At 29.3% G+C, this 21,431-nt stretch carries 16 protein-coding genes, 1 tRNA gene and 1 pseudogene; 9 read left to right on the forward strand and 9 right to left on the reverse strand.

The features are described 5' to 3' along the window. Nucleotides 1-105 precede the first annotated feature (105 nt). Complete coding sequence (locus LPC16_RS00740) at nt 106-669, reverse strand: TIGR04376 family protein (RefSeq protein WP_229637378.1); 564 nt, start codon at nt 667-669, stop codon at nt 106-108. A 469-nt stretch (nt 670-1,138) separates the two neighbouring features. Here LPC16_RS00740 and LPC16_RS00745 point away from each other — a divergent pair, with 469 nt between their 5' ends. The 6 genes from LPC16_RS00745 to LPC16_RS00770 all read left to right on the forward strand — a co-directional run bounded on the left by LPC16_RS00745 (nt 1,139) and on the right by LPC16_RS00770 (nt 7,150). Further along, nucleotides 1,139-1,414 carry a MoaD/ThiS family protein gene (locus LPC16_RS00745; protein ID WP_229637379.1) on the forward strand — a complete coding sequence of 92 codons (276 nt, stop codon included), beginning with the start codon at nt 1,139-1,141 and terminating at the stop codon, nt 1,412-1,414. 416 nt (nt 1,415-1,830) lie between these two features. Then, nucleotides 1,831-3,591: a DNA repair protein RecN gene (gene recN / locus LPC16_RS00750; RefSeq protein ID WP_229637380.1), complete on the forward strand. Its 1,761-nt coding sequence runs from the start codon at nt 1,831-1,833 to the stop codon at nt 3,589-3,591. 116 nt (nt 3,592-3,707) lie between these two features. Beyond that, complete coding sequence (locus tag LPC16_RS00755; protein WP_229637381.1) at nt 3,708-4,838, forward strand: CO2 hydration protein; 1,131 nt, start codon at nt 3,708-3,710, stop codon at nt 4,836-4,838. Between the two features lie 168 nt (nt 4,839-5,006). Then, nucleotides 5,007-5,261 (forward strand): NAD(P)H-quinone oxidoreductase subunit L, encoded by a 255-nt coding sequence (gene ndhL, locus LPC16_RS00760; RefSeq protein ID WP_407084184.1) that lies wholly within the window; start codon nt 5,007-5,009, stop codon nt 5,259-5,261. 29 nt (nt 5,262-5,290) lie between these two features. Next, nucleotides 5,291-5,578: a DUF3007 family protein gene (locus LPC16_RS00765; RefSeq protein ID WP_229637382.1), complete on the forward strand. Its 288-nt coding sequence runs from the start codon at nt 5,291-5,293 to the stop codon at nt 5,576-5,578. 618 nt (nt 5,579-6,196) lie between these two features. Further along, on the forward strand, nt 6,197-7,150 hold the full coding sequence (locus LPC16_RS00770) for a DnaJ C-terminal domain-containing protein (RefSeq protein ID WP_040054535.1): 954 nt from the start codon (nt 6,197-6,199) through the stop codon (nt 7,148-7,150). A gap of 103 nt (nt 7,151-7,253) precedes the next feature. Here the strand turns inward: LPC16_RS00770 and LPC16_RS00775 are convergent. The 5 genes from LPC16_RS00775 to LPC16_RS00795 form a co-directional block, all read right to left on the reverse strand. Next, nucleotides 7,254-7,327, reverse strand: a tRNA-Met gene (locus tag LPC16_RS00775). A 51-nt stretch (nt 7,328-7,378) separates the two neighbouring features. Beyond that, entirely contained in the window at nt 7,379-8,332 is a 954-nt protein-coding gene (locus tag LPC16_RS00780; RefSeq protein WP_229637383.1) for an asparaginase, read from the reverse strand. Between the two features lie 199 nt (nt 8,333-8,531). Continuing rightward, on the reverse strand, nt 8,532-9,041 hold the full coding sequence (locus tag LPC16_RS00785; RefSeq protein WP_040054533.1) for a CGLD27 family protein: 510 nt from the start codon (nt 9,039-9,041) through the stop codon (nt 8,532-8,534). Continuing rightward, a complete protein-coding gene (gene rsfS / locus LPC16_RS00790; RefSeq protein ID WP_229637384.1) occupies nt 9,038-9,424 on the reverse strand; it encodes a ribosome silencing factor in 387 nt (128 codons plus the stop codon). The genes LPC16_RS00785 and rsfS overlap by 4 nt, the downstream gene beginning before the upstream one ends. Nucleotides 9,425-9,817: 393 nt before the next feature. Beyond that, nucleotides 9,818-12,850 carry a plasmid replication protein, CyRepA1 family gene (locus LPC16_RS00795; RefSeq protein ID WP_229637385.1) on the reverse strand — a complete coding sequence of 1,011 codons (3,033 nt, stop codon included), beginning with the start codon at nt 12,848-12,850 and terminating at the stop codon, nt 9,818-9,820. Between the two features lie 492 nt (nt 12,851-13,342). On the opposite strand from LPC16_RS00795, the pseudogene aroF reads away from it, so the two are divergent. Both aroF and sppA read left to right on the forward strand, forming a co-directional pair. Further along, nucleotides 13,343-14,379, forward strand: a pseudogene (gene aroF, locus LPC16_RS00800) (3-deoxy-7-phosphoheptulonate synthase). A gap of 77 nt (nt 14,380-14,456) precedes the next feature. Then, the gene (gene sppA / locus LPC16_RS00805; RefSeq protein WP_229637386.1) at nt 14,457-15,275 is read left to right on the forward strand and encodes a signal peptide peptidase SppA; all 819 of its coding nucleotides are present in this window, start codon (nt 14,457-14,459) and stop codon (nt 15,273-15,275) included. 1,034 nt (nt 15,276-16,309) lie between these two features. On the opposite strand, the gene LPC16_RS00810 is transcribed toward sppA, so the two are convergent. From LPC16_RS00810 to LPC16_RS00820, 3 genes are all read right to left on the reverse strand, one after another. Next, entirely contained in the window at nt 16,310-16,843 is a 534-nt protein-coding gene (locus LPC16_RS00810; RefSeq protein ID WP_040054529.1) for a cell division protein SepF, read from the reverse strand. 421 nt (nt 16,844-17,264) lie between these two features. After that, nucleotides 17,265-18,914 (reverse strand): ABC1 kinase family protein, encoded by a 1,650-nt coding sequence (locus tag LPC16_RS00815; RefSeq protein ID WP_229637387.1) that lies wholly within the window; start codon nt 18,912-18,914, stop codon nt 17,265-17,267. 113 nt (nt 18,915-19,027) lie between these two features. Next, nucleotides 19,028-20,089: a mannose-1-phosphate guanylyltransferase gene (locus LPC16_RS00820; protein ID WP_229637388.1), complete on the reverse strand. Its 1,062-nt coding sequence runs from the start codon at nt 20,087-20,089 to the stop codon at nt 19,028-19,030. Nucleotides 20,090-20,491: 402 nt separating this feature from the next. Here LPC16_RS00820 and truB point away from each other — a divergent pair, with 402 nt between their 5' ends. After that, a complete protein-coding gene (gene truB, locus LPC16_RS00825; RefSeq protein WP_229637389.1) occupies nt 20,492-21,394 on the forward strand; it encodes a tRNA pseudouridine(55) synthase TruB in 903 nt (300 codons plus the stop codon). The last annotated feature ends 37 nt before the right edge of the window (nt 21,395-21,431 follow it).

Below are 21,431 nucleotides of genomic sequence, written 5' to 3' on the forward strand. Positions count from 1 at the left end.
AAGTATCTAACTACAATTCAGAACATATTACAAAGTCTTGATTATTAAGAATTAGTAATTACTTTTCTAATATACTAGCTTTAATTTATTGTTTTTGATGACGGCCTAAATATTCCTTTTTAATTCTTCCATTTCATTATCTAGTTCCCAAAGTTGAAAATCAGCTTCTAAAGAATCAGAAGTTTTTTGAAAGTTGTTTTCTTTAATGTTTTGTTTTTCAGTATTAATAAAATAGTCAGAATTTGCTTCACTAGCTTTGAATTCTATTGTTTTAGCTTGAATTTCTTGTCTTCTTTTCATAATTTGATTTAGTAAAGCTTTACCCTGAATAATTTTTTGTTTCGCCTTTTCCATCTCTTCCCATAATTGGTTTCCTTGTTGTATTAACAATATCTCTCTTTCTTGAGCAGCCTTTGATAAGTCTAAGCGTTTTGCTAGCTTTGCTTTTAATATTCTGCCATGCCATACTTTAACTTCTTCAGCTAAAGATATTATTTTAATTTCAAGATCTTTTTTTTCTTCATATTTTTCTGTAATTAGTTTAAGTGTTTTTTGTTCTTGTTCTCGTAATTGTTCTAAGAGATACTGTAATTCCAAGTTAGGGTTACTTTGGAGAAATTCTTCTAGACGGGTTTCTAAAAACTTTCCCAGGTCACTTAATAAATTCATGAGATATTTTAAATATATTCAAACTGCTTAATTGTAACAAAATGAAGATAAAAATTTACAAAGATCTAATTATAATAAGACATTAAGTTATTAAAATATTACAATAGAATAATATATCTAATTTTGAAAAAATTACTGTGAATCAATAAACTATTAAAGTTTTTTATGATTAGATATATAGTTTCTAGCGTTTTTTACATAAACTATTTAAATTACTAATATAAATACTCACAAAAAAAACAATAGAGAATATTAAGTTAAACTAACTTGAACTTAAGTAAAAAAAATAGTCAAAAAAAGTAATAATCAACATTTAAAGATTTCTTTTTTTATCAAGAGTTCAGATAATTTTACGCTCTCTAAATATTAATTAATGTCAAGTCAATCTATCATTTCTCCATTTTCAAAGTACTATTTTTTATAATAAATAGTACTTTGAAAATTATTCACACAACCAGACTATTTTCTTATGAATGTAAAAATATTGATTCCTACTTCCCTTCAACGATATACAAATAACCAGGCTACTCTAGAATATAGCGTTGATACAATTGATAAGTTAATAAGCAGCATTGAAACAAATTTTCCCGAAATAAAAAGTCATTTAACTGATGATACTGGTAAACTTCATCGTTTTTTAAATTTTTACTTGAATAATGAAGATATACGATTTCTCGATAATACGAAAACTAAGTTAAAAGATGGAGACGAGGTAAGTATTATTTCGGCGATTGCTGGAGGTTAAAAGTCAAAATATGTGCACAATATAATTGTATCTACATTTAGGTATAGACCATATATATTAAAATTATAATATTCAAGTCATATATCATAATTATTGAGTACTTAATATATAACTCTATAACGTTTTCTCAATATGATACTCTTGCTTATTTCATATAATATTCTGTGTAATGAAAAAATTGCTTCTAACAAAAGAAATCATTATTCCTTTTAAAAGTCCTTAGTTTAGTGTAAAACTAAAAACTAGTATCAGGTTATTTATAGATATTAGTAGAGACATATTATGAATTTGTAATATGTCTCTATTAATTGAGCTCTTAATATAAAAATAGAAATTTTAATGTACTTTAAAGCTTGATTGATAGTTAATATATTTTAATTATCTTCTAGACTTTATGATTTAATACAATTTTATTCATGCTTTCTTTATTGCAGATTAAAAACTTTGCCTTAATTGATAACTTAACTGTTGCATTCAACAGTGGTTTAAATGTTTTAACAGGAGAAACTGGTACTGGAAAATCTATAATTTTAGACGCAATTGATATTGTTTTGGGAGGAAGGATTAATCAACGTTTAATTCGCATAAAAACACAACATGTTTTTATAGAAGCGACATTTGAAACTAATAAATTGGTTTTGAGCTTATTACAAGAACACAAAATCAATTGTTACAAGGATAAAAAAATAATATTTTCTAGAGAATTTTTTTTATATGGAAAAGCTATTAGATCACGTTTTCGTATTAATGGAACTTTAGTTAAATCACAGTTAATCAAGCAATTACGTCATCTTTTAATAGAAATAACTGCTCAGGATAGAACTTCACAGCTAATAGATTCTATTAGACAAAGAGAGTTACTAGATTTATATGGGCGTAACTTTATATTGCGAGAAAAAGAATTAGTAAAATTTAATTATGAAAATGTTCAAGTTTTAGAAAAAAAACTCAATAAGAATAAGATTTTCCGAACAGAATATTTAAAACATTTAACTTTATTAAAGAATCAATTTAAAGAACTAAAAGAAATTCAATTAGTTGATAAAGATGAATTGGAATCTCTACAGAAAGAGTATGATCGTCATTCCCATTCTGCAGAACTAAGAAAACTTAGTTATCAGATCTTTAAGTTGCTTTATCAAAGCGAGAATGAAATACCCGCAGTTATAGATTGTTTGAGTATAATAGAAGCTTTATTTTTGAAAATGATGGAGTATGATAAAAGTGTTCAGCCTTTAATAGAAATGTTAAGGTCTATATCAATTCAAGTTATTGATATAGGAGAAGAAATCAATAGATATGGATATAGGTTAGATACTGATCCTCAAGCTTTAGAAGAATTAGAAAATAAAATTCATCTCATGAAACAGTTTTGTCGAAAATATAATATAAGTTCTACTGATCTTATTGATCACCATAAAAAAATTACTTTAGAACTAAATAACTTAGAAAATTATGATAGATCTATAGAACATTTGGAAAAAGAACTGCTTCTTTCTAAAAAACAGTTATTAGATAGTTGCCAAAAATTAACCATGCTTCGTAAAAAAGCTGCAAAAAAATTAGAAAAAAAGCTAATTGAAGAATTAAAGTCTTTGTCAATGGAAAAAGTAGTTTTCATATGTAAAGTAAGTCCTTCTTTTATTAGTATTCATGGAAATGATCAAGTAGATTTTTACTTTAGTCCTAATGAAGGAGAAAAAATACAACTTTTATCCCGCACTGCATCAGGTGGTGAAATGAGCCGCTTTTCATTAGCATTAAAGGCTTGTTTTATGAAATCTGAAGAATCTACAAAGTCATTAATATTTGATGAAATAGATACTGGCGTGTCTGGGAGAATAGCACAAGTAATTGCTGAAAAACTTTATAATTTAAGTACTAATCATCAGGTTCTATGTGTTACTCATCAACCACTAGTTGCAGCAATGGCTATAAGTCATTTGCATGTAGAAAAATATATTATTCAAGAAGAGTTAATAACTAAAAATCAAGATAGCACGATATCAAAAGTATTAGAGCCTAGAACGGTTGTAAGAATTAGAAACCTGAATAATATTCATGATAGAAAACAGGAATTAGCTAAATTAACAGGAGGTAATTCTTCAGAAGATGCAATGGAATTTATTGAATCATTACTAATACAAGCTAATTTTTATCGTTCTAGTAAACAATAAATTTTAATTAATTTGTAGTATTTTAGCTAAAAGGGATTATCATAGCTATGTTTATATCAATTATTTCGAACATATTCTTACTTTAAATATACAAAATTAATACATTAAGCCATAAAATGGTCAATGAAAATATAGACTATTCTGATCATCCTCTAGCAGAATATATTTATCGTTTAGAAAATAACGATACTCTCCTTAACGATTCACCATTGAATGTTATTGAAGTTGTGGGAATACTAAAAAGTTACGGAATTATCCTAGACTCGTATTCTCGAAATTTAAACTATATTGCACATCATGAGTTTTTAAATTTTTTTCCACTCTTTAAATATTTTAATGGGGAAATATCTATTAAAAAAATATTTAGACATTTAAAGCATCAGCGCATTAATTACGAATATGCAGAGTACTGCGTAAGAACTATGATGTGGCATGGTGGTGGGAATTTAGAAACTTATTTAGATGGTGAAGAGTTTACAAAAAATATAAATAATTTAATCTCAACTAAATTTAAATATAATTTATTAATTAAAATTGTTCATAAAATTTTTCCTGAATTTTTAATGGAACAAATGAGAATGATGGCCTATTACAGATGTTTAGGCCAATTCTGGAAAGAAATGTCTCACATTTTTTCATGTCTTTCAGACCGTTATGATAAATGTGAAATCCAAACTATTCCTGATATTGTTGAACATATTCTAGATAGTCTAAAGAAAAAAGCACATGAATCTATTTTTTATGAAGTTGAAGAAAGAAAACAAAAGTTCAAAATCATACCCAAGCTAGTACGTTTGGAATTGTTTCAGGATGTTGTTATTCCTTATGCAGAATCTATTTTCTTTCGAGGAACACCATTTCCAGGTATTGTTTCTTATAATGCTCAAGAATATCAAATTCCTTCAGATAAATCTTCTTTTACATATGGAATATTATATGCAGATCCTCTTCCAACAGGTGGAGCAGGAATTCCTCCAACTTTATTGATGAAAGATATTAGTTATTATATTCCCGAATATCTCCATAGCATCTATGCTCAAACTATTCGCCAAGAGGATGATCTGTTAGTACAAATCTGTAAAAGTTTTCAAAAATCTATGTTTTGTGTAACGACAGCCGCAATTAAGGGCTTGGCACCGTATTCGTTGAATACAACTAATTTTGAAGAAAAGAAACAAAATCGAATTCACCTAAAAAAATGGATGAATCGTTTTCAATATTCACAGATTTCAATTATTAATGATTAGTAAAATGATTATTTCATATTTATTTTAAAAAACAAGATGATTTTGATTATATTTTTACGTATTCAATCAAAAACTTCACATTTTAATAAAAATAATTAAAATTAAGGCTTTATTATTTGAAGCAAAACATTTAATATAGAAAGTAGAGTTACTACAAAATTTGTCATTATGAATATTGCAAATATTATCAGCGCATTTTCTTGGGATACACTTTTAGCAGCGTTAACTTATTTAACTTTGAGCATTTCATATCTTTTAATAGTGCCAGGCTTAATTTATATTTACCTTAAGAGTCGCTGGTATGTAGCAAGCTCAATTGAAAGGACCTTTATGTATTCTTTAATGTTTTTCTTTTTCCCAGGTGTACTTCTCTTAAGTCCTTTCTTAAACTTTCGTCCAAAACGTCGCCAATTAAATGTATAAAGTTAAGAGCACATATATTTTAAATTACTATGAAACGAATTGATGTGATTATTATTAGCCTGTGTATTTTTGCTGGAGGAGGCTTTATTTACATTGCTTTTAGATTAATAGGTCTTGATCATTTATCTGCCGGAATATGGAGTCAAGTGCTTTTTATCTTAGGTCTATTAGGTTGGACATCAACCTACTTGTTTAGGGTAGCTAATAAAAACATGACTTATAATCAGCAATTAAAAAACTATGAAGATGCTGTGCTTCAAAAATATATCGAAGAAATGACCCCTGAAGAGCTTAAGGAATTAGAAAGAGAAATTTAAAATGAGTAAATTTTTTTCAAGGAATCCTAGAGTTAGGGCGTTTAATTTTTTTGATATTAAAGATTACAATATTATACGAAAGTTAAAATTTTATATTTTCAATAGACACAATTATAGATTTATTATCGATAACACTCATATGAGAAGAATATTGAGAAGCCTAGATGTTAGAATACATAGATTTAGATTATAATTTCGTCTCTTACTGAAAGTTAAGTTTGTAAGTATTTTGAAAACTATAGAAGTTTATCTTTTAATCTTATCTAAACTATCTTCTTTATAACAAAATAGTTTTGTTCTCTTAGTAATTAATTACTTTAATTTTAAAGTCTTATTAAGAATATTTGCATGTTACTACAATATTCTTGAGTTACTCAAAACATATCATAATAAAGATTTTAAAATGTATTTATATAATTTATTTAAGACTGTATACTCCACACATAAAAATTATTATATTAATTGCAATATTAATATATCATTAGTTTTATAATATATTTTTTAAAGTTATCTATAATATTTTCTAATTAACCAGATATCAATTAGTGAAGAAATTATAATTTAACAAACAATAGTTTCACTGTTAAAACGAAATACATAATAATATTTTAGAAATAAATGGATTATAAAGATTACTATAGAATTCTTGAGGTCAGTAAAAGTGCGAATGAGAATGAAATTAAAAAAGCTTTCCGTAAACTGGCTGTAAAGTACCATCCTGACAGGAATCCTGGTAATAAAAAAGCTGAAGAACATTTTAAAGAAATTAGCGAAGCTTATGAAGTATTGTCCGATACTGAACAACGGAAACAATATGATCAATCCAATAAATCTTATACACATACAAATTATTCTTACAATCAAAATAATATCAAGAATAATAAAAAATGTACTAATACTAATAACTTTGACTTAAGTAAATATAGGAGTTTTGAAGAGTTTATAAGCGATTTATTCGGTTATACCTCAACTCATAAAACTTCTAAAACTGAATTTAACAATCGATCTTCAGGTAATGTTGAATATGAAGGTACCTCATCAAAACAAGAGACAACATTACATCTGACATATTCGGAGGGTTTTTACGGTACACAAAAACGAGTTAATTTAGGTAACAAAATTATTAATGTCCGTATTCCTTCAGGCGCCAAAAATGGTAGCCGCATCAAAGTTAGGCAAAAAAGTATTAATAACCCTCAGAATAAACATGAAGAAGATTTTTATCTTAATATTAAGCTAACTCCTCATCCTTTTTTTAGCTTTGAATCAGACAGTCTTACTTGTGAAATACCTATTACTTTTGATGAAGCTATACTAGGCACGAATATAGATGTACCGACACCAGATGGGATAGTAACTGTTAAAGTTCCTGCTGGTATTCGAAATGGTACATTCATGAGACTTCGTGGGAAAGGTTGGATTCACCCCAAAAACAATAGAGGAGATCAATTGGTAAAAATAACAATTGATACTCCTCAAAATGTAAATAATGTTGAGAAGGACTATTATAAAAAGATCTTTGATAATAGAAATTATGACCCTAGAGATGATATAAAAAATATCAAATTATAAATATTACTAAAGTATATTCTCATGATTTATTATCTAGTTTTTAGAAAAACTATATATTTAAAGTTTTTCTAAAAGCTAAATAATATTTGATTGTACCTATCTATGGCGGGAGGCGGATTTGAACCACCGACCTTCGGGTTATGAGCCCGACGAGCTACCAGACTGCTCTATCCCGCTTCGCATTTATAATGATAACACTAAACTGTGTAAAATAGCAATTTTTTTTAATTAAACCATTGTCAACTCTCCAATAACCTCCAAACGCTTATATTTAGTTAAAAGAGTGAATGTTTCTGATAATATCTCAGCTACAGCTGGATTAATCCATCCCATCTGTCGTAACAAATGAATAGCGACTGTGTATTTAGCTCTTTCGGATCCATCAAGAGCTTTAATAGCAAGTCCCATACCTTGTCCCACTTGCCCAACACATTGAATGCCTTCTGCACCTGTTTTACTAACTAATTGTCCTTCTGTTAAATGCATCAGTTCTGTATCAAAGCTTTTAGATCCAGCTACCATAGCAGGGTAATAGGTCATAGCTCTTAGAATTCTTTCTAAATCAAGATTATTACCTGAAGTTAATTGAGCATATAAATGGGCCATTTGTGATAATTTCATGGAATAGGTGGGAACTCCACAGTCATCATGAGCACCAATTAATTCCTCCCCTGGTATTTTTAATAGTTCCCCAATTTTTTTTAAAATTAATTGTTGTATAGGAGATGTTCGTTTTAAATAAGTGTTTAGTGACCAATTCCTTTGCTTACAAACAGCTAGCATGCCTGCATGTTTTCCTGAGCAATTATGATATAAAGAGCTACTGCGCCCTTCAGGTATTGGACATTGTAAACAAATAGGATCAATATCTGTTTGCCATAGTATATTAAATACTTGCCGTACTTGCTCAATTCTACCTTGGTGAGAACTGCAAATAATAGCTAAATCCTTATCTTTTAGTCGGTATCTTTCCAGTGTTCCTGTTCCCATTACTGCCATAGCTTGAAATGGTTGAAGTGAAGAGCGAACGAAAGCTGTAGTTTCTGCATTACCAGCGACTAAAAGAGTACGTCCACGGTCATCACAAACAGTAGCTTCTACAAAATGAGTAGATTCAATTATTCCTTCTCGAAGTAAATTAACTTCTATCTTGGGCGCTGAATATCTTTTTGCTCTAGTCATGAGAAATTAAATGTACAAAGCAAGAACTATAGTATTTTTTAGAGTATCTACAACAATTAATTATACTTAGAAAATGTTGGTATTTTTATAGAAGCTAATTTCAATAATTTGTATAAAGTTCGTACTTTTAGCAGTCTATGTTAATGTCCTCTATCGTAAAAATATAACGTTTCTATAGGTAGTATCTTTAAGCTATTTTCTAAGCTGTTGAAAAATAAAGCCATATCATGGTGTGAACAAACATTACAAGGCTTAATAGACTAATTGTATTAATCAGTCTATTTACTATAGGGTTGACTTGATAAGACATTATTAAACGATCACGTATAACCATTTCTGAAGGTTTTATCCAAGTTTGTCCATCATACCATCCTGATTCTTCATAAAAAATCGTTTTCTTTTTCAGGCGTCCTTTAATATGATACCAACCAGAAGTTAACTGCAATAAAATTAAAATCAGAAGAACTCCTGCTCCTAAGTCACTTGATACTACAAATAATAGTAAAGACTGATCAGGAGGAAAACTAGCTGCGGCAAGGGGACTAGAAAGAAGCCATCCAATACTCCATATAATAATAATATTGCGTAAGAATAAATATTTTTCAGAAGTCGCCAAACAAAAGAACCAAGATGTCTTTAACTCTTCATACTCATTAATGGGCTGCTGCTCAGATGGAACAGGACAAACCTTGATAAATTGTCTTCTCATGGTTCAATGATTCCCAAGGATGAAAGTTCTAATTTTTTAGCATTGTTCCAAAAAGCTTCTAAATTATAAAATTCTCGCTCCTCAGGTAAGAAAATGTGAGTAATTACATCTCCAAAATCCTGCAAAATCCAATTACTGTTTTTTTTCCCTTCTGAGTGTCTAGGAGCTTGACTATATTCTTGATAGACTTTTTCTTCGATTGTTTGAGCTATAGCTTTTAGTTGAGTGGTTGAAAAACCCGTTACAATAACGAAATAATCGGCTAGGTAGCATATTTCTGTAACTTCTAAGATTAGAATATCACTCGCTTTCCTATCGCTAGCGGCTAGTGCTACGGTCTTTGCAAGTTTTTGGTTTAGATAGCTTTTTGTGTCTTCAATCACTGTTAAACCATTAAATAATTTTCGATAATGTTATTAGAGCTAATTACCTATCACGCATAAATTATATTGTACAGATTTTTGTAAAAAATAACTAATTCAATATAAACTAATTTTATATCGATAATACAAAGTTTTATACAATAAAATCAAATACAACTCATATCTATCCATAATGCATATTTCATTTTTTATTTTATGTTTAGAACCATGTCCATTATTGTTTATAATTCTTAAAATATACACTAAGCATAAAGTAACTGTGTTTTAGTAACTCTCTAAAATTCTACAATATAAAGCTATTTTTCTATATTCATGATTACTTTTCTAACTAAATGATTTATTTTCAAGAAAATCTATAAATTAGAAAAAATATTAGTTATGAATCTTTTAGATTTACATGAAATTTAAACTTAATTGAATATAGTTAGACAACTGTCCTTTTAATTTATCTTGTAATTTAAATGAACAATATTCTTCAAACCACCATTCAGAGTTACCAGACAGTTTTTGATCTTTCAGAAGCCATTTTTCAAAGACCTGCTCTCTATTATCATTAGGAGGAACTACTTGATAAACACGGAATCTTTTTTTACCAATTTTCTGACTTCCACAGCTATTGATACCGAAACCTATTTTGTCTAGTAATTTCCTTATAATCGTAATTGGGCTTGCATTATTTGCAATACCGATTCCTATTATAGATTTAATGTCTTGTCTATTACTTATCGCTAGATGTAACATTTTTACTAAATCAGGATCAATATTAATTATTTTTCTATTTATATTATGCAATAAAGTATGAATCCCTAAGACTTCTAATATTCCTATAGTCGCCCCTAATTGAGAACTATTAAAATCAGGTAAAAATATACTTCCTTCACCTTTCTCTATCATTTTTTGTGCGACTTTTGCATCTCTTTCTGCTAAATGAATACGACCTTTCGTTAAAAAGTAATGAATTCTTAACTTCTGATACCATCCATGATCATCTAACATGACTAGCTCTGGTGTAATAGGTATAGAATAAAGCAATTTCAAGTCATATTTTCGTAATCTCCTTCGTTCTACAGCAGTCTTAACCAAAGATCTTTTTAGAATTTTATATTCTTCCTGAGTTAAGTCTTCAGCTCGACTGATATTTTCAGATTCTAGTTTATAGTTGTTTTCCCTAATTTCTTCGATAGCTTCTATTAAACTATTCTTTTTTGGAGAAGCATATAATTTATTACCTTGAGATTTTCTTTTGTGAAAATTTTTATTTTCATTAGAGAATTCGACTTTATGATTAGCTCTTTGAATAAAACTAATTATTGTTTCTCGATATGTGATCATTTTTGCATTCATACGTACTGACATCTTTCCCCAGCATAGTAAAGACTCTCCCTGAAAACCTATATCTAAGTCATCTAAAGACTCTAAATCAGACTGTTGCAAAAATCTAATATTTAAGTTTGTTAATCGATGACCTGAAGTGAGTAACCCTGGGATTGATACTGAACCATTGCCTACTTTGTTGAATCCGTAAGATGCTAGCCAAAGATAACGAGGAATATTTTCCCTGACTCTGCCTAATGATTGAATAACAGATGTAGGATTTTGAATCCCTTGAGCTAGACACCAAACAGAACTAAAATGTCCCTTTATGTCAATACTAATCCCTGTCTCAAGAACAGGACTAGTAATGACAATATCATATATAGTTAATATTGAGTCTAACTGATTAATACATTCATAAGCATTATGATTTGGGTCTTTTAAAGATTCAGAATCAATACGAAGAATTTTAGTATTAGGAAATTGTTGTTGTAAGTATAATTCTAAAGTTTGTGTACCCCATTTGCTAGTTAATTTTTGGGCAGATAAGCAAATATAAGGTTTACCTCCTTGTTGAATATGTTCCACTAAATCTTTTAAAAATTTTCTGGGAGTATTTTCTACATAGTTGTATGCTTTCCACGTACTTGAAGATTTAGGTATCCAATTATTCCTGACTATGTAAGGTTCTATCGGATATCCGGATAGGGCAATTAAATATTCTATAGAAATATTACTAAGATCTGCGTCAGCAATGAACATTCTACCTTCTCCGTTCATAACTGCCTGAACTAAACTTTTCAAGCACTTTAAAATGGAGACTCGATTACTAGAACAGGTATCAGAATTTAGACCATGCCAAAGTACTTGTTCAACCTCATCAATAATAATGAGAGCATCTTGCCAATCATGTGGATTAAAATTTGCTTGTGATTTCTCATGTAAAGAGTCAATACATAGACCATATCCTAAGTATTCTTCAGAACTATTATCCTGATATTCCTTAATATATGAAAGTCCAAAACGTTGACATAACTGTTCAACTAATTTGATACGATGTCCAATCACGAGAATTTTCTGTTTTTTCGTAATTGCCTTCTGAACAATTTTAGATAAAAATTTAGTTTTTCCTGTACCGATACCAGATTTAATAGCAACTAGTTTTTTTGTTTCAGGTATTGATAAATTCGGGATATAAGGAGTGTTGACTTCTAGATCAGAATCAAGTGTTAAATGATTTAATTCTCTTGCTTTCCAAGTTTCAATAGGAAGAGCTTTCTCATAGCATTCATCAAAAGCATTATTTCCAGAATTTAATAAAAAGTCATCTACTCCTTTTCCATGTTTTGAGTCCCAGGTAGGAATTTTAACTTGACATCCTAGAGAATTCATTAGAAATCCTAATTTTCTTATCGCTTTATTTACAGCTTTAAAAGTATTAGGTTTACTATCTTGATCAAAAGCAATATAAACACTTCTTCCTGTTGCTACTAATTTGTGTAATTGGGGAATTAAATAAGATTTTCCAATACGACGACCGATCTCATTTTTTGGTGTACGATAACCATTATTGATACCAGGAAGAGCAATTGAAACATAGCCTGCAGTTAGTAGTGCGCCAGCTTTCTTTGCACCTTCTGTTATACAAAGCGGAATGGATTTATTATCGATTACCCATTGCCAAAATCCAAAGTCTGACTGCGATCTATCAACTATTTCTGATTTAAATTCAATATTGTATCTGTGAGCTATCCTCCGCCATAAATGTAATGGTACTCTTAAAGCAAAAATACCTGTTGGTGTTTTTGGGGGATGTTCATATCTGATTATTTTGTTTTCATCATAGTTAAAGCGTGGTTTATCTGGTTTAAAACACCCCCAAAGATCGTTAGTTCCTGTCATAATATCGATACCAGAACACCACCAGCCTCCTTTCTCCACGTGCTCATAACGCTTTAATATGGAATTGCTAATCCTGCCATCGTTCCTTCTCGTAAGCTCATCAGAGTATAGTAGATACTCTGATGGAGAAGTTCCTTTCAAAGTTTTTACGTTTAATTCAATCAATTGCCTATCAACGCAACTGTTTAACCATTCTTGTTCATGTCCCACGCTTTTTTCTCGACTTTTAATGCCACAAAAGCACTATCTATAGTATTAAGATCTAAATCCTAAGGAAAAAAAACTAAATATGGAAGATACAAATAAACTACTATGTTAAAAGAATAATTTAAATATCTCAACGATAAGTTTAACTTATCGTTGAGATATTATTTCTGAATCATAAAAATTCAAGGCGAACTGGTAAATATATAAATATAGTTTTTTATCCAGATTCTCCTAAAGGTTAGGATAGGATTACTATCCAATAACTCATGCAGAAAAATATTAGAGTTAACATATTCATAATTTGGAGTTAAGATGCATAATGTATTTTTTGAATTGTTTAACTTTTTCTTGAAAATACATAGTCGTGCTATCTTAAAGTTATTTATCTAGTAATAAAACTTTAATAATAAAGAGCAACATTTCCTCTAGGATCAATGGCAGCATTTTCATAAAATTTTAAAAAATCTCTAAACAATTGATTTTAGAAAAAAATCTATGATTATAGTCATGAAAGGTAACTCTCCAATTAATGAAACTGAACGTGTTAGTACAGAAATTGAAAATTGGGGATTAACTCCTAAAAAAATATTGGTAAACACAAAGCTATTATTGAGTCAATAGGAGAAATTGTTTCTCCTATTGACTCAATAAGTAAAGAAATTAACCCATGGATTGAAAGTGTTTTGTTAGTAGAACATCCTTTTAAGCGCGCAAGTCTAGAATATGTCGGCGGAAAATATAGTGAAGTTATTATCAGCACTCCTAATGGAATTGTGCCAATTGGTAGAAATCATCCTATAGTAGTTGTAGCTGGTCCCTGTTCGGTCGAGAGTAAAACTATGATTGTTGAGACTGCTCAGCAAGTCAAAGCGTCAGGAGCTAAGTTTTTAAGAGGTGGTGCTTACAAACCTCGTACTTCTCCATATGCCTTCCAAGGTTATGGAGAAAGTGCTCTAGAGTTATTATCTATTGCTAAGGAAGAAACTGGCCTGGGTATCATAACAGAAGTTATGGATGCTAGTGATTTGGATAAGATTAAAGAAGTCGCTGATGTTATTCAAGTAGGAGCTAGAAATATGCAAAATTTTTCTTTACTTAAGAAAGTTGGCTCTCAAGAAAAGCCTATTCTTCTTAAACGAGGAATAGCGGCTACTATTAATGAATGGTTAATGGCTGCTGAATATATATTGGCTGCCGGAAATCCAAATGTTATTCTCTGTGAGAGAGGAATTAGAACTTTTGACACTAAATATACTCGTAATACTTTAGATTTATCTGTAATACCGGTTTTACGCTCTCTAACTCATTTGCCAATCATGGTTGATCCTAGTCATGGTACTGGAAGAGCAGACTATGTTCCTTCTATGGCTGCAGCAGCAGTAGTAGCAGGTACAGATTCACTGATGATTGAAGTACATCCGAATCCTGCAAAGGCACTATCAGACGGAATTCAATCATTAACTCCAGTAAAATTTGATAATCTTATGCATAAGATATTAATTATTTCTCAAACAGTTCATAGATTAGTATGATCAAATGCTTTCTTAATAAATTTATGTATCAGTATTTGCTACAATCTCTTCATCTTCATTATTTTATTATTAACTAAATGATTTGGCCATTTAAACCTAGAACTAGTAAACAAATTGCTCGCATTGAAATTAAAGGAGTAATAAATTCTGAAACCCGTAAGTTTTTACTGGAAGCTTTAGAAACAGTTAGAGAAAAAAAATTTCCTGCTTTATTATTGCGTATTGATTCTCCAGGAGGAACAGTTGGTGACTCTCAAGAAATTTATGAAGCTCTCAAAAAATTACAGAAAAAGGTTAAGATTGTAGCAACTTTTGGTAATATTTCAGCTTCTGGAGGGGTATACATAAGCATGGGAGCGCCACATATAATGTCTAACCCTGGAACTATTACTGGAAGCATTGGAGTTATTTTAAGAGGTAACAATTTTAAAGAACTATTAGATAGAGTTGGAGTCTCTTTCCAAGTTGTTAAATCTGGACCTTACAAAGATATTTTATCTTTTGACCGAAAATTAACTACTGAAGAGGAAAAAATTCTTCAAGAAATGATTGATACTAGTTATCAACAGTTTGTAACAACTATATCTAAGGAACGTAATTTAGATATAAATAAGACAAAAAGCTTTGCTGATGGTCGTATTTTTACAGGACAACAAGCGCTAGAATTAGGAATGGTAGATCGTTTAGGAACTGAGGAAGATGCTCGATGCTGGGCTGCAGAACTTGTTGGGTTAGATCCCGAAAAAACTAAGTGCTTCACCATTGAAGAACCAAAACCATTTTTGAACCGTATATTCTTTAAGAACAAAAATCAGTCAAGATTTCTATTATTTAGTGATCGTATAGAGTTCGAACTTAAGACTAGTGGACAACTTTTATGGCTATATCATCCATAACTGGTATTGTAATTAAAATTATAAGATGTTTAATTCTGAAAGTTTGTAAAAGAGCCGATTCATACTATGTTTTTAAGAAAATAACAAAAATTAAAAGAAATATAAAAATAGTATACGTAAGAGGCTAAAATAAATTTACTGAATGCTATAGAAGAAAGTAAGTTAAATTCTAATAATACTACTAATATTGTTCTTATCACTATCAATAAACAATTCAATATAAATCATTAGGTTGCTGTTATCATAACACTTACTATATATTTAAGATTAAATACATAGTAAGTGTAAGCTATAGACATAGTTAAATAATATGAGAATTATTTTCTATATCAATAATTTAAGTTTAAAATATTTATTTTAGTTAGCAAAATATTAATTAGAAACTAATATTAATACACTTAATCATTAAATTCACTGGTTAAGTGCATTGTTCATAATAGAATAAATAATATTCTCTATGAATAAAAAACAAAATTATCATATAATTTACTCAATTAGAGTATCCTGAATTAACTATAGTTCTCAACACAAATTGATTAACTAATATTTGTATTTACATGAAAATATTGTTTTTCCACTTTTAAAATAACTTTATTATCATAAGAAAAGTTATTAATATATTTCTTTATAAAACTCTTTTAAAATATTAAAAGCATAAAATAATACTTAACTTATAATATTAAACTTTATGAATAATCTACTTATCTCTAGAATGAAATTTGAACTTAATAAAAAAGAAAAGATCTTGTTTCTTTAAAGTAATTAATAATTATTTATTTGTTACCTTCTCTAAAACTATTCATATATTAAAAAAAGTATATTCTACCTAATCTGCGAATTTAAGTATGTGATTGTAGTCAAATATTATGTCTAAAATTTTAACTAATATCTATTGAAGTTATTATAGCTTATTGATTTAATTAGTAAATGATTTAAGAGATGGGATATCATCTTTTGCACGTAATTTTATTACTATAGCTAAAATTTAACTTCTTCTTAAAAAAGTTAACAACTAAGTTAAAATCGATATTAGCTTATTGGGAATTAGAAGTAGAAGATAAAACATTCTTAACTTCTACTTCATTATTCATATCATCAGCAAAATTGCTAACCTTAAAACAATTAGGCGTGAATAGAAAAATACTTTCACCAATACGTTCTTGATATCCTTCGATAGCGTATGTTCCTCCTGCAACAAAATCTACTGCTCTTTGTCCTTCTTCTGACTCCATTGAGTTCAAATTAAGAACAACAGATTTCTGCTCTCGTAAAACTTGTATAACTTTAGGCATTTCGTCAAATGATTTAGGTTCAACTACAACCACTTCGGCAATATTATTGATTCTAGGCATTGAAACAACATTGTCTTGATGATTTTGAAAATTTTTTTTAGCGTTAACACGAGATTCCTTTGATTTTAACCAAGGATGTAGTTCATTTTCGCTGGAAATATCTTTTTTATCTGATTCTTTTAACTCAAGATTAGAGTTTTCATTAACTTCCATATAGTCGGAATCATCATCAAAACATTCTGCCATAGACCAACGTTTTAATCTTTCTAAAATCATTGTATATCTCACTAGTTTGCAAGTATTTACGGAAAAGTGATTAAACACCAAAACGCTATTTAGTATCTTCTAAATCCAAAGAAAAATTCTCTCAACTGCTAGAACTTTTATACGATATTCTAAAATTTCTTTTTGATCTAGAATAAAAAACTATAGATTATGGTATCTAAAAGATCTTTTATGATTGTCGTCATGACACTCTAATATGTTCCCGTTGTATCACAAGAATCATGCTTGATTTTTTATAAGGATTAATTTATTTCTTTCTACAATTTATTAATTTTTTACCTATCACTTATGCAGATAAGAAATATAGGATAGCAATATGAAAATCTTTTCTATTTTGTCATCTAATGAAAATTAGAATTAGACTTGTACTAAAAATAAGAGCTTAAATGTGGTGAACTATTGAAATTTTTATTTATTTCAAACGTCCTGAACGCAAAATACTAATAATAAGCCATACTCCTAATATGCTTGCTGAAGCAAATAAAACACTGCTTATAATAGATAATTGTTGCGTTGAAGAACCAACAGAGATAATTGCAGCTCCCATTATTAAAGATCCTAAAACTATACTAAACGAAAGTCTATTTGCTGAGGCATCTATACTACGTCGTAAAGGTTCTAATTCCCGTAATCTTATATTCCAGTTGAAAGTTTCTGATGATAATCTATCTAATAAGGTTTCTATTCGTCGTGGGGTCTTTAGATAAATAGACTTTAAATCTAAAATTGTTCTTAATCCAGTTTGCAGAGGTGTATCTCCTACTAATTGACGATAAAATAAATTAGTCATTAGCGGATTTATTTCGTCAAAGAGATTAATAGATGGATTAAATTGTCTTGCTGTACCTTCTAAATTTCCTAAACATTTCGCGTACAGTCCTAAATTTCCCGGAATTTTTAATTTATTTTTACGTGCAATTTGTAATATTTCATATACAACCTCACTAAAATTAAATTGAGAAAGATTTAAGTTATGGTACTTTTTTAAAATTTTCTCGTAATCACTCTTTAATCTTGATAAGTTATCTACCTTATCTGATTCTGATAACTTAAATGTTAATTGAGCACATCCTTGAGCATCTAAATCAAAAATTGCTAATAATAATTCTATTAATATTTTTTGAGTGTGCGAATCAATTTTTCCTACCATTCCACAATCAATAATAGCTACTCTACCATTGTTTAAATAGAATAGATTACCAGGATGAGGATCTGCATGAAAAAATCCATCAACATAGATTTGCTGAAAAAAAGCTCTAAATAGTAAAGTAGTAATCTCTTTTCTTCTTTCTTCAGTAGACTTAAGAGATTTAGGTATACTTAGATCAGCTTCTAATATAGGTTTTCCATGCAACCATTCTAAAACTAAAATTTTTTCTGTTGTTATGTCCCAATATACTTTAGGTGTTGCTATTTCATTAGCATCAAACCAGATACTTGATGATAAATTATTACGGATAGTATCTGTATAACTTGCTTCCTTTGTAAAGTCTAATTCAGACTCAATAGCTTCACAAAATTCATCAGCAAGTTTTGGAATATCGAAATTTTTGCCAAATTCTGTTAATGAAACTAATTCAGCAATACCTTTGATTAAGGTAATATCTTGCTGTACTATCTTGTCAATATTTGGACGTTGAATCTTAATAGCTACTTCTTCTCCATTAAGAAGAATTCCACGATGAATCTGTCCAATAGAACCAGCCGCAATAGGTTTTTTTTCAATATTACTAAATATAGCTTTTATAGGTTTTGATAATTGTCTATTTAAAACTATTTCGATTTCTTTCCAGGGAACTGAAGAAACATTAGATTGTAAGGCAGTTAAGGCCTGAATATAGTTGGGAGAAAGAATATCAGGACGTGTACTTAAAAGTTGTCCTAGTTTTACATAAAAAGGACCCAGTTCTATTAATATATTTCGTAATACTTCCGGAGTAGGAATCTGAGGATTTTCTGTTTTACCAGCTGTTAATAATCCTCTCATATATTCCCAGCCATTACTAAGTACAACTTCAATAATTTCTCGTTGACGAGCACTAGTTTGAGTCAAAGAAAACATAAAATACTTATATAACTTTTTTATAGAAACAAAAAATTGAACATAGGAAGTTTATATTGACTTAGTTAAAATTTTGCTTAATTTAGTTTATTAAAACAATAACATTGAAATATTTATAAGAAATCTTGGGATTCAGGACAGTTAGCTATTTGTTTTAGTATTTGCTTAATATCTTGAGTGCGATTTTTATCAACTATAAGAGTAACATTTTTATCACGAACAATAACTAAATTTTCTATACCAATAGTAGCAATTAACTCATTTTTTTCACTTGCATAGATAATAGAACCTGTTGTGTCGAGACCTATATGATTACAATGCTCTATATTGATAGTTGTTTTATCAGTTAATCGTTCTAAAGAATTCCAATCTCCTAAATCATCCCAGCCAAAATTAGCACTTAATATATAGGTGAATTGAGTTTTTTCCATCAAAGCATAATCAATACTGATCTTTTCGAAGTCCTTGTAAGCGTCTTTACCTTTCTTCCGCAAAGAATTTAAAAGCTGAGGAGTATATTTTTCTAATTCTTGCAACATGATATTTGCACGAAAGATTAATATTCCACTATTCCAACTATACTTACCATTTGCAATTAGTAATTCTGCAGTTTTTTGACTAGGTTTTTCCATAAAACGATTAACCTGGTATGCAGGAAGATTGCCAATGTAGTTAATCAGTTTTCCCTGTTCGATATATCCATAACCTGTAGAAGGATATGTTGGTTGAACTCCTAATGTCACTATTGCATTCCCTGGAGAAGCTAATTGAAAAGCAGAATCTAAAGTGATTAAAAAATCTTCTTCATTTTTTATCCAGTGATCTGCAGGGAAAAATCCTATGATCACATCATTTCCATATCGTTTAACAATTTCTAACGTTGCCCATGCGACTGCAGGGGCAGTATCTTTTCCCTCAGGTTCAATTAGTATATTAGAATCCACTAGATGTGGTAGATGTTTTTTAACGTTTTTGATGATGGAAGCAGTAGTAACAAGCCAAAGATTGTTCCAATTTTTAGCTATAGGTAACAAGCGATTAGCTGTAGACTGTAATAGACTATCTCCGCTGTTGTCTAAGGATAGGAACTGTTTGGGATGGTGACGGCGAGAAAGAGGCCAAAATCGTTCGCCTTTTCCACCAGCAAGAATTACAGGTATAAAAGATTGGACCATTTTGTCTATATCATTCAGTATTTGACATGATTGTATCTCTAAATAACAAATTAGTTTAACTTTTAGCTAATAAGCCATAATATTGAACTCTGACAAAAATCAATGAAAATTTTATAAAAAATATTTAAGATAAATATCTTACAGAATTTTAAAATTTTTTGAATAGTTAGCACTATATAAATATAAAGAAGAATAGATTCTATTCTTTAGTCTTTGCATGAATTCTAGATTTTATCCATACTTATATTTTTATATATTGAATATTTTGTATATTTCATTATGTATTGTTTTAATAGTATTTAGTAATAAATAAACTTCTATTATTGTCATATAAGTTTACAAGTTTTTATTATTTCTGTGAATTATGCATAACATTGCTATAGATATCAAATCAGAAAACTTATGTTAGGATTTATTGGTTTAAACAAACCTTCGGGATTAACATCTCATGATTGTATTAATAAATTAAGAAAGCTATTAGATATTAAAAAAATAGGTCATGGAGGTACTCTTGACCCTACTGCTACAGGTGTATTGCCTATAGCAGTAGGTAAGGCAACACGTTTATTACCTTTTCTACCGAAAAACAAAGCTTACAACGCTACTATAATTTTTGGCTTACAGACACAAACAGACGACTTAGAAGGAGAAATTATTAAGGTAAAATCTGGAATTAATCTTGTTCTACAGGATATTGAGCCTTTGTTAAAAAAATTTTTGGGAAATATTAAACAAATTCCACCTTTATATAGCGCTATCCAAAAGAATGGTAAGCGTTTATACTTTTCTGCAAGGAAAGGAGAAAAAGTAGATATACCAGTAAGAACAGTTAGAATCGATATGATCAAAATACTAAATTGGAGTCCTGGTGAATTTCCAGCATTAACAATTAATATTCAATGTGGTTCAGGAACTTATATTAGGTCATTAGCTAGAGATTTAGGGCAGGCACTAGGTATTGGTGGAACTTTGGCTAAGCTCGTTAGAACAGAAAGTTGTGGCATTTTGTTACCACATACATTAACCTTGGAAAGAATCAATAAACAATTAAAATACGACAAATTTTCCTTAATTGAGCCAGAATCTTTATTAAAAGAACTTCCAATTTTGAACCTATCTTCAGCAGATGGTATACGTTGGTGTCAAGGACAAAAAGTGTTTACTGATATCTTGAATGTAGAATTATTTCCTAAGTTTGTCCGAATTAACAATGAGAAGGAACATTTCCTAGGAATAGGTAGTTATATGTATGATGGTAAAAATAATTTTCTTAAACCTAAAGTTGTTGTCAGAGAAAATTTGTAACTTCATGTCTAAAATATAATTATGATTTTGATGAATA

The organism is cyanobacterium endosymbiont of Braarudosphaera bigelowii (genome assembly GCF_020885515.1).
Classification (GTDB): domain Bacteria; phylum Cyanobacteriota; class Cyanobacteriia; order Cyanobacteriales; family Microcystaceae; genus Atelocyanobacterium; species Atelocyanobacterium thalassa_A.

Coding starts and splice junctions, on each gene's coding strand:
- LPC16_RS00740 (WP_229637378.1), bottom strand. CDS start 669: ATGAATTTATTAAGTGACCTGGGAAAGTTTTTAGAAACCCGTCTAGAA.
- LPC16_RS00745 (WP_229637379.1), top strand. CDS start 1,139: ATGAATGTAAAAATATTGATTCCTACTTCCCTTCAACGATATACAAAT.
- recN (WP_229637380.1), top strand. CDS start 1,831: ATGCTTTCTTTATTGCAGATTAAAAACTTTGCCTTAATTGATAACTTA.
- LPC16_RS00755 (WP_229637381.1), top strand. CDS start 3,708: ATGGTCAATGAAAATATAGACTATTCTGATCATCCTCTAGCAGAATAT.
- ndhL (WP_407084184.1), top strand. CDS start 5,007: ATGAATATTGCAAATATTATCAGCGCATTTTCTTGGGATACACTTTTA.
- LPC16_RS00765 (WP_229637382.1), top strand. CDS start 5,291: ATGAAACGAATTGATGTGATTATTATTAGCCTGTGTATTTTTGCTGGA.
- LPC16_RS00770 (WP_040054535.1), top strand. CDS start 6,197: ATGGATTATAAAGATTACTATAGAATTCTTGAGGTCAGTAAAAGTGCG.
- LPC16_RS00780 (WP_229637383.1), bottom strand. CDS start 8,332: ATGACTAGAGCAAAAAGATATTCAGCGCCCAAGATAGAAGTTAATTTA.
- LPC16_RS00785 (WP_040054533.1), bottom strand. CDS start 9,041: ATGAGAAGACAATTTATCAAGGTTTGTCCTGTTCCATCTGAGCAGCAG.
- sppA (WP_229637386.1), top strand. CDS start 14,457: ATGATTTGGCCATTTAAACCTAGAACTAGTAAACAAATTGCTCGCATT.
- LPC16_RS00810 (WP_040054529.1), bottom strand. CDS start 16,843: ATGATTTTAGAAAGATTAAAACGTTGGTCTATGGCAGAATGTTTTGAT.
- LPC16_RS00815 (WP_229637387.1), bottom strand. CDS start 18,914: ATGTTTTCTTTGACTCAAACTAGTGCTCGTCAACGAGAAATTATTGAA.
- LPC16_RS00820 (WP_229637388.1), bottom strand. CDS start 20,089: ATGGTCCAATCTTTTATACCTGTAATTCTTGCTGGTGGAAAAGGCGAA.
- truB (WP_229637389.1), top strand. CDS start 20,492: ATGTTAGGATTTATTGGTTTAAACAAACCTTCGGGATTAACATCTCAT.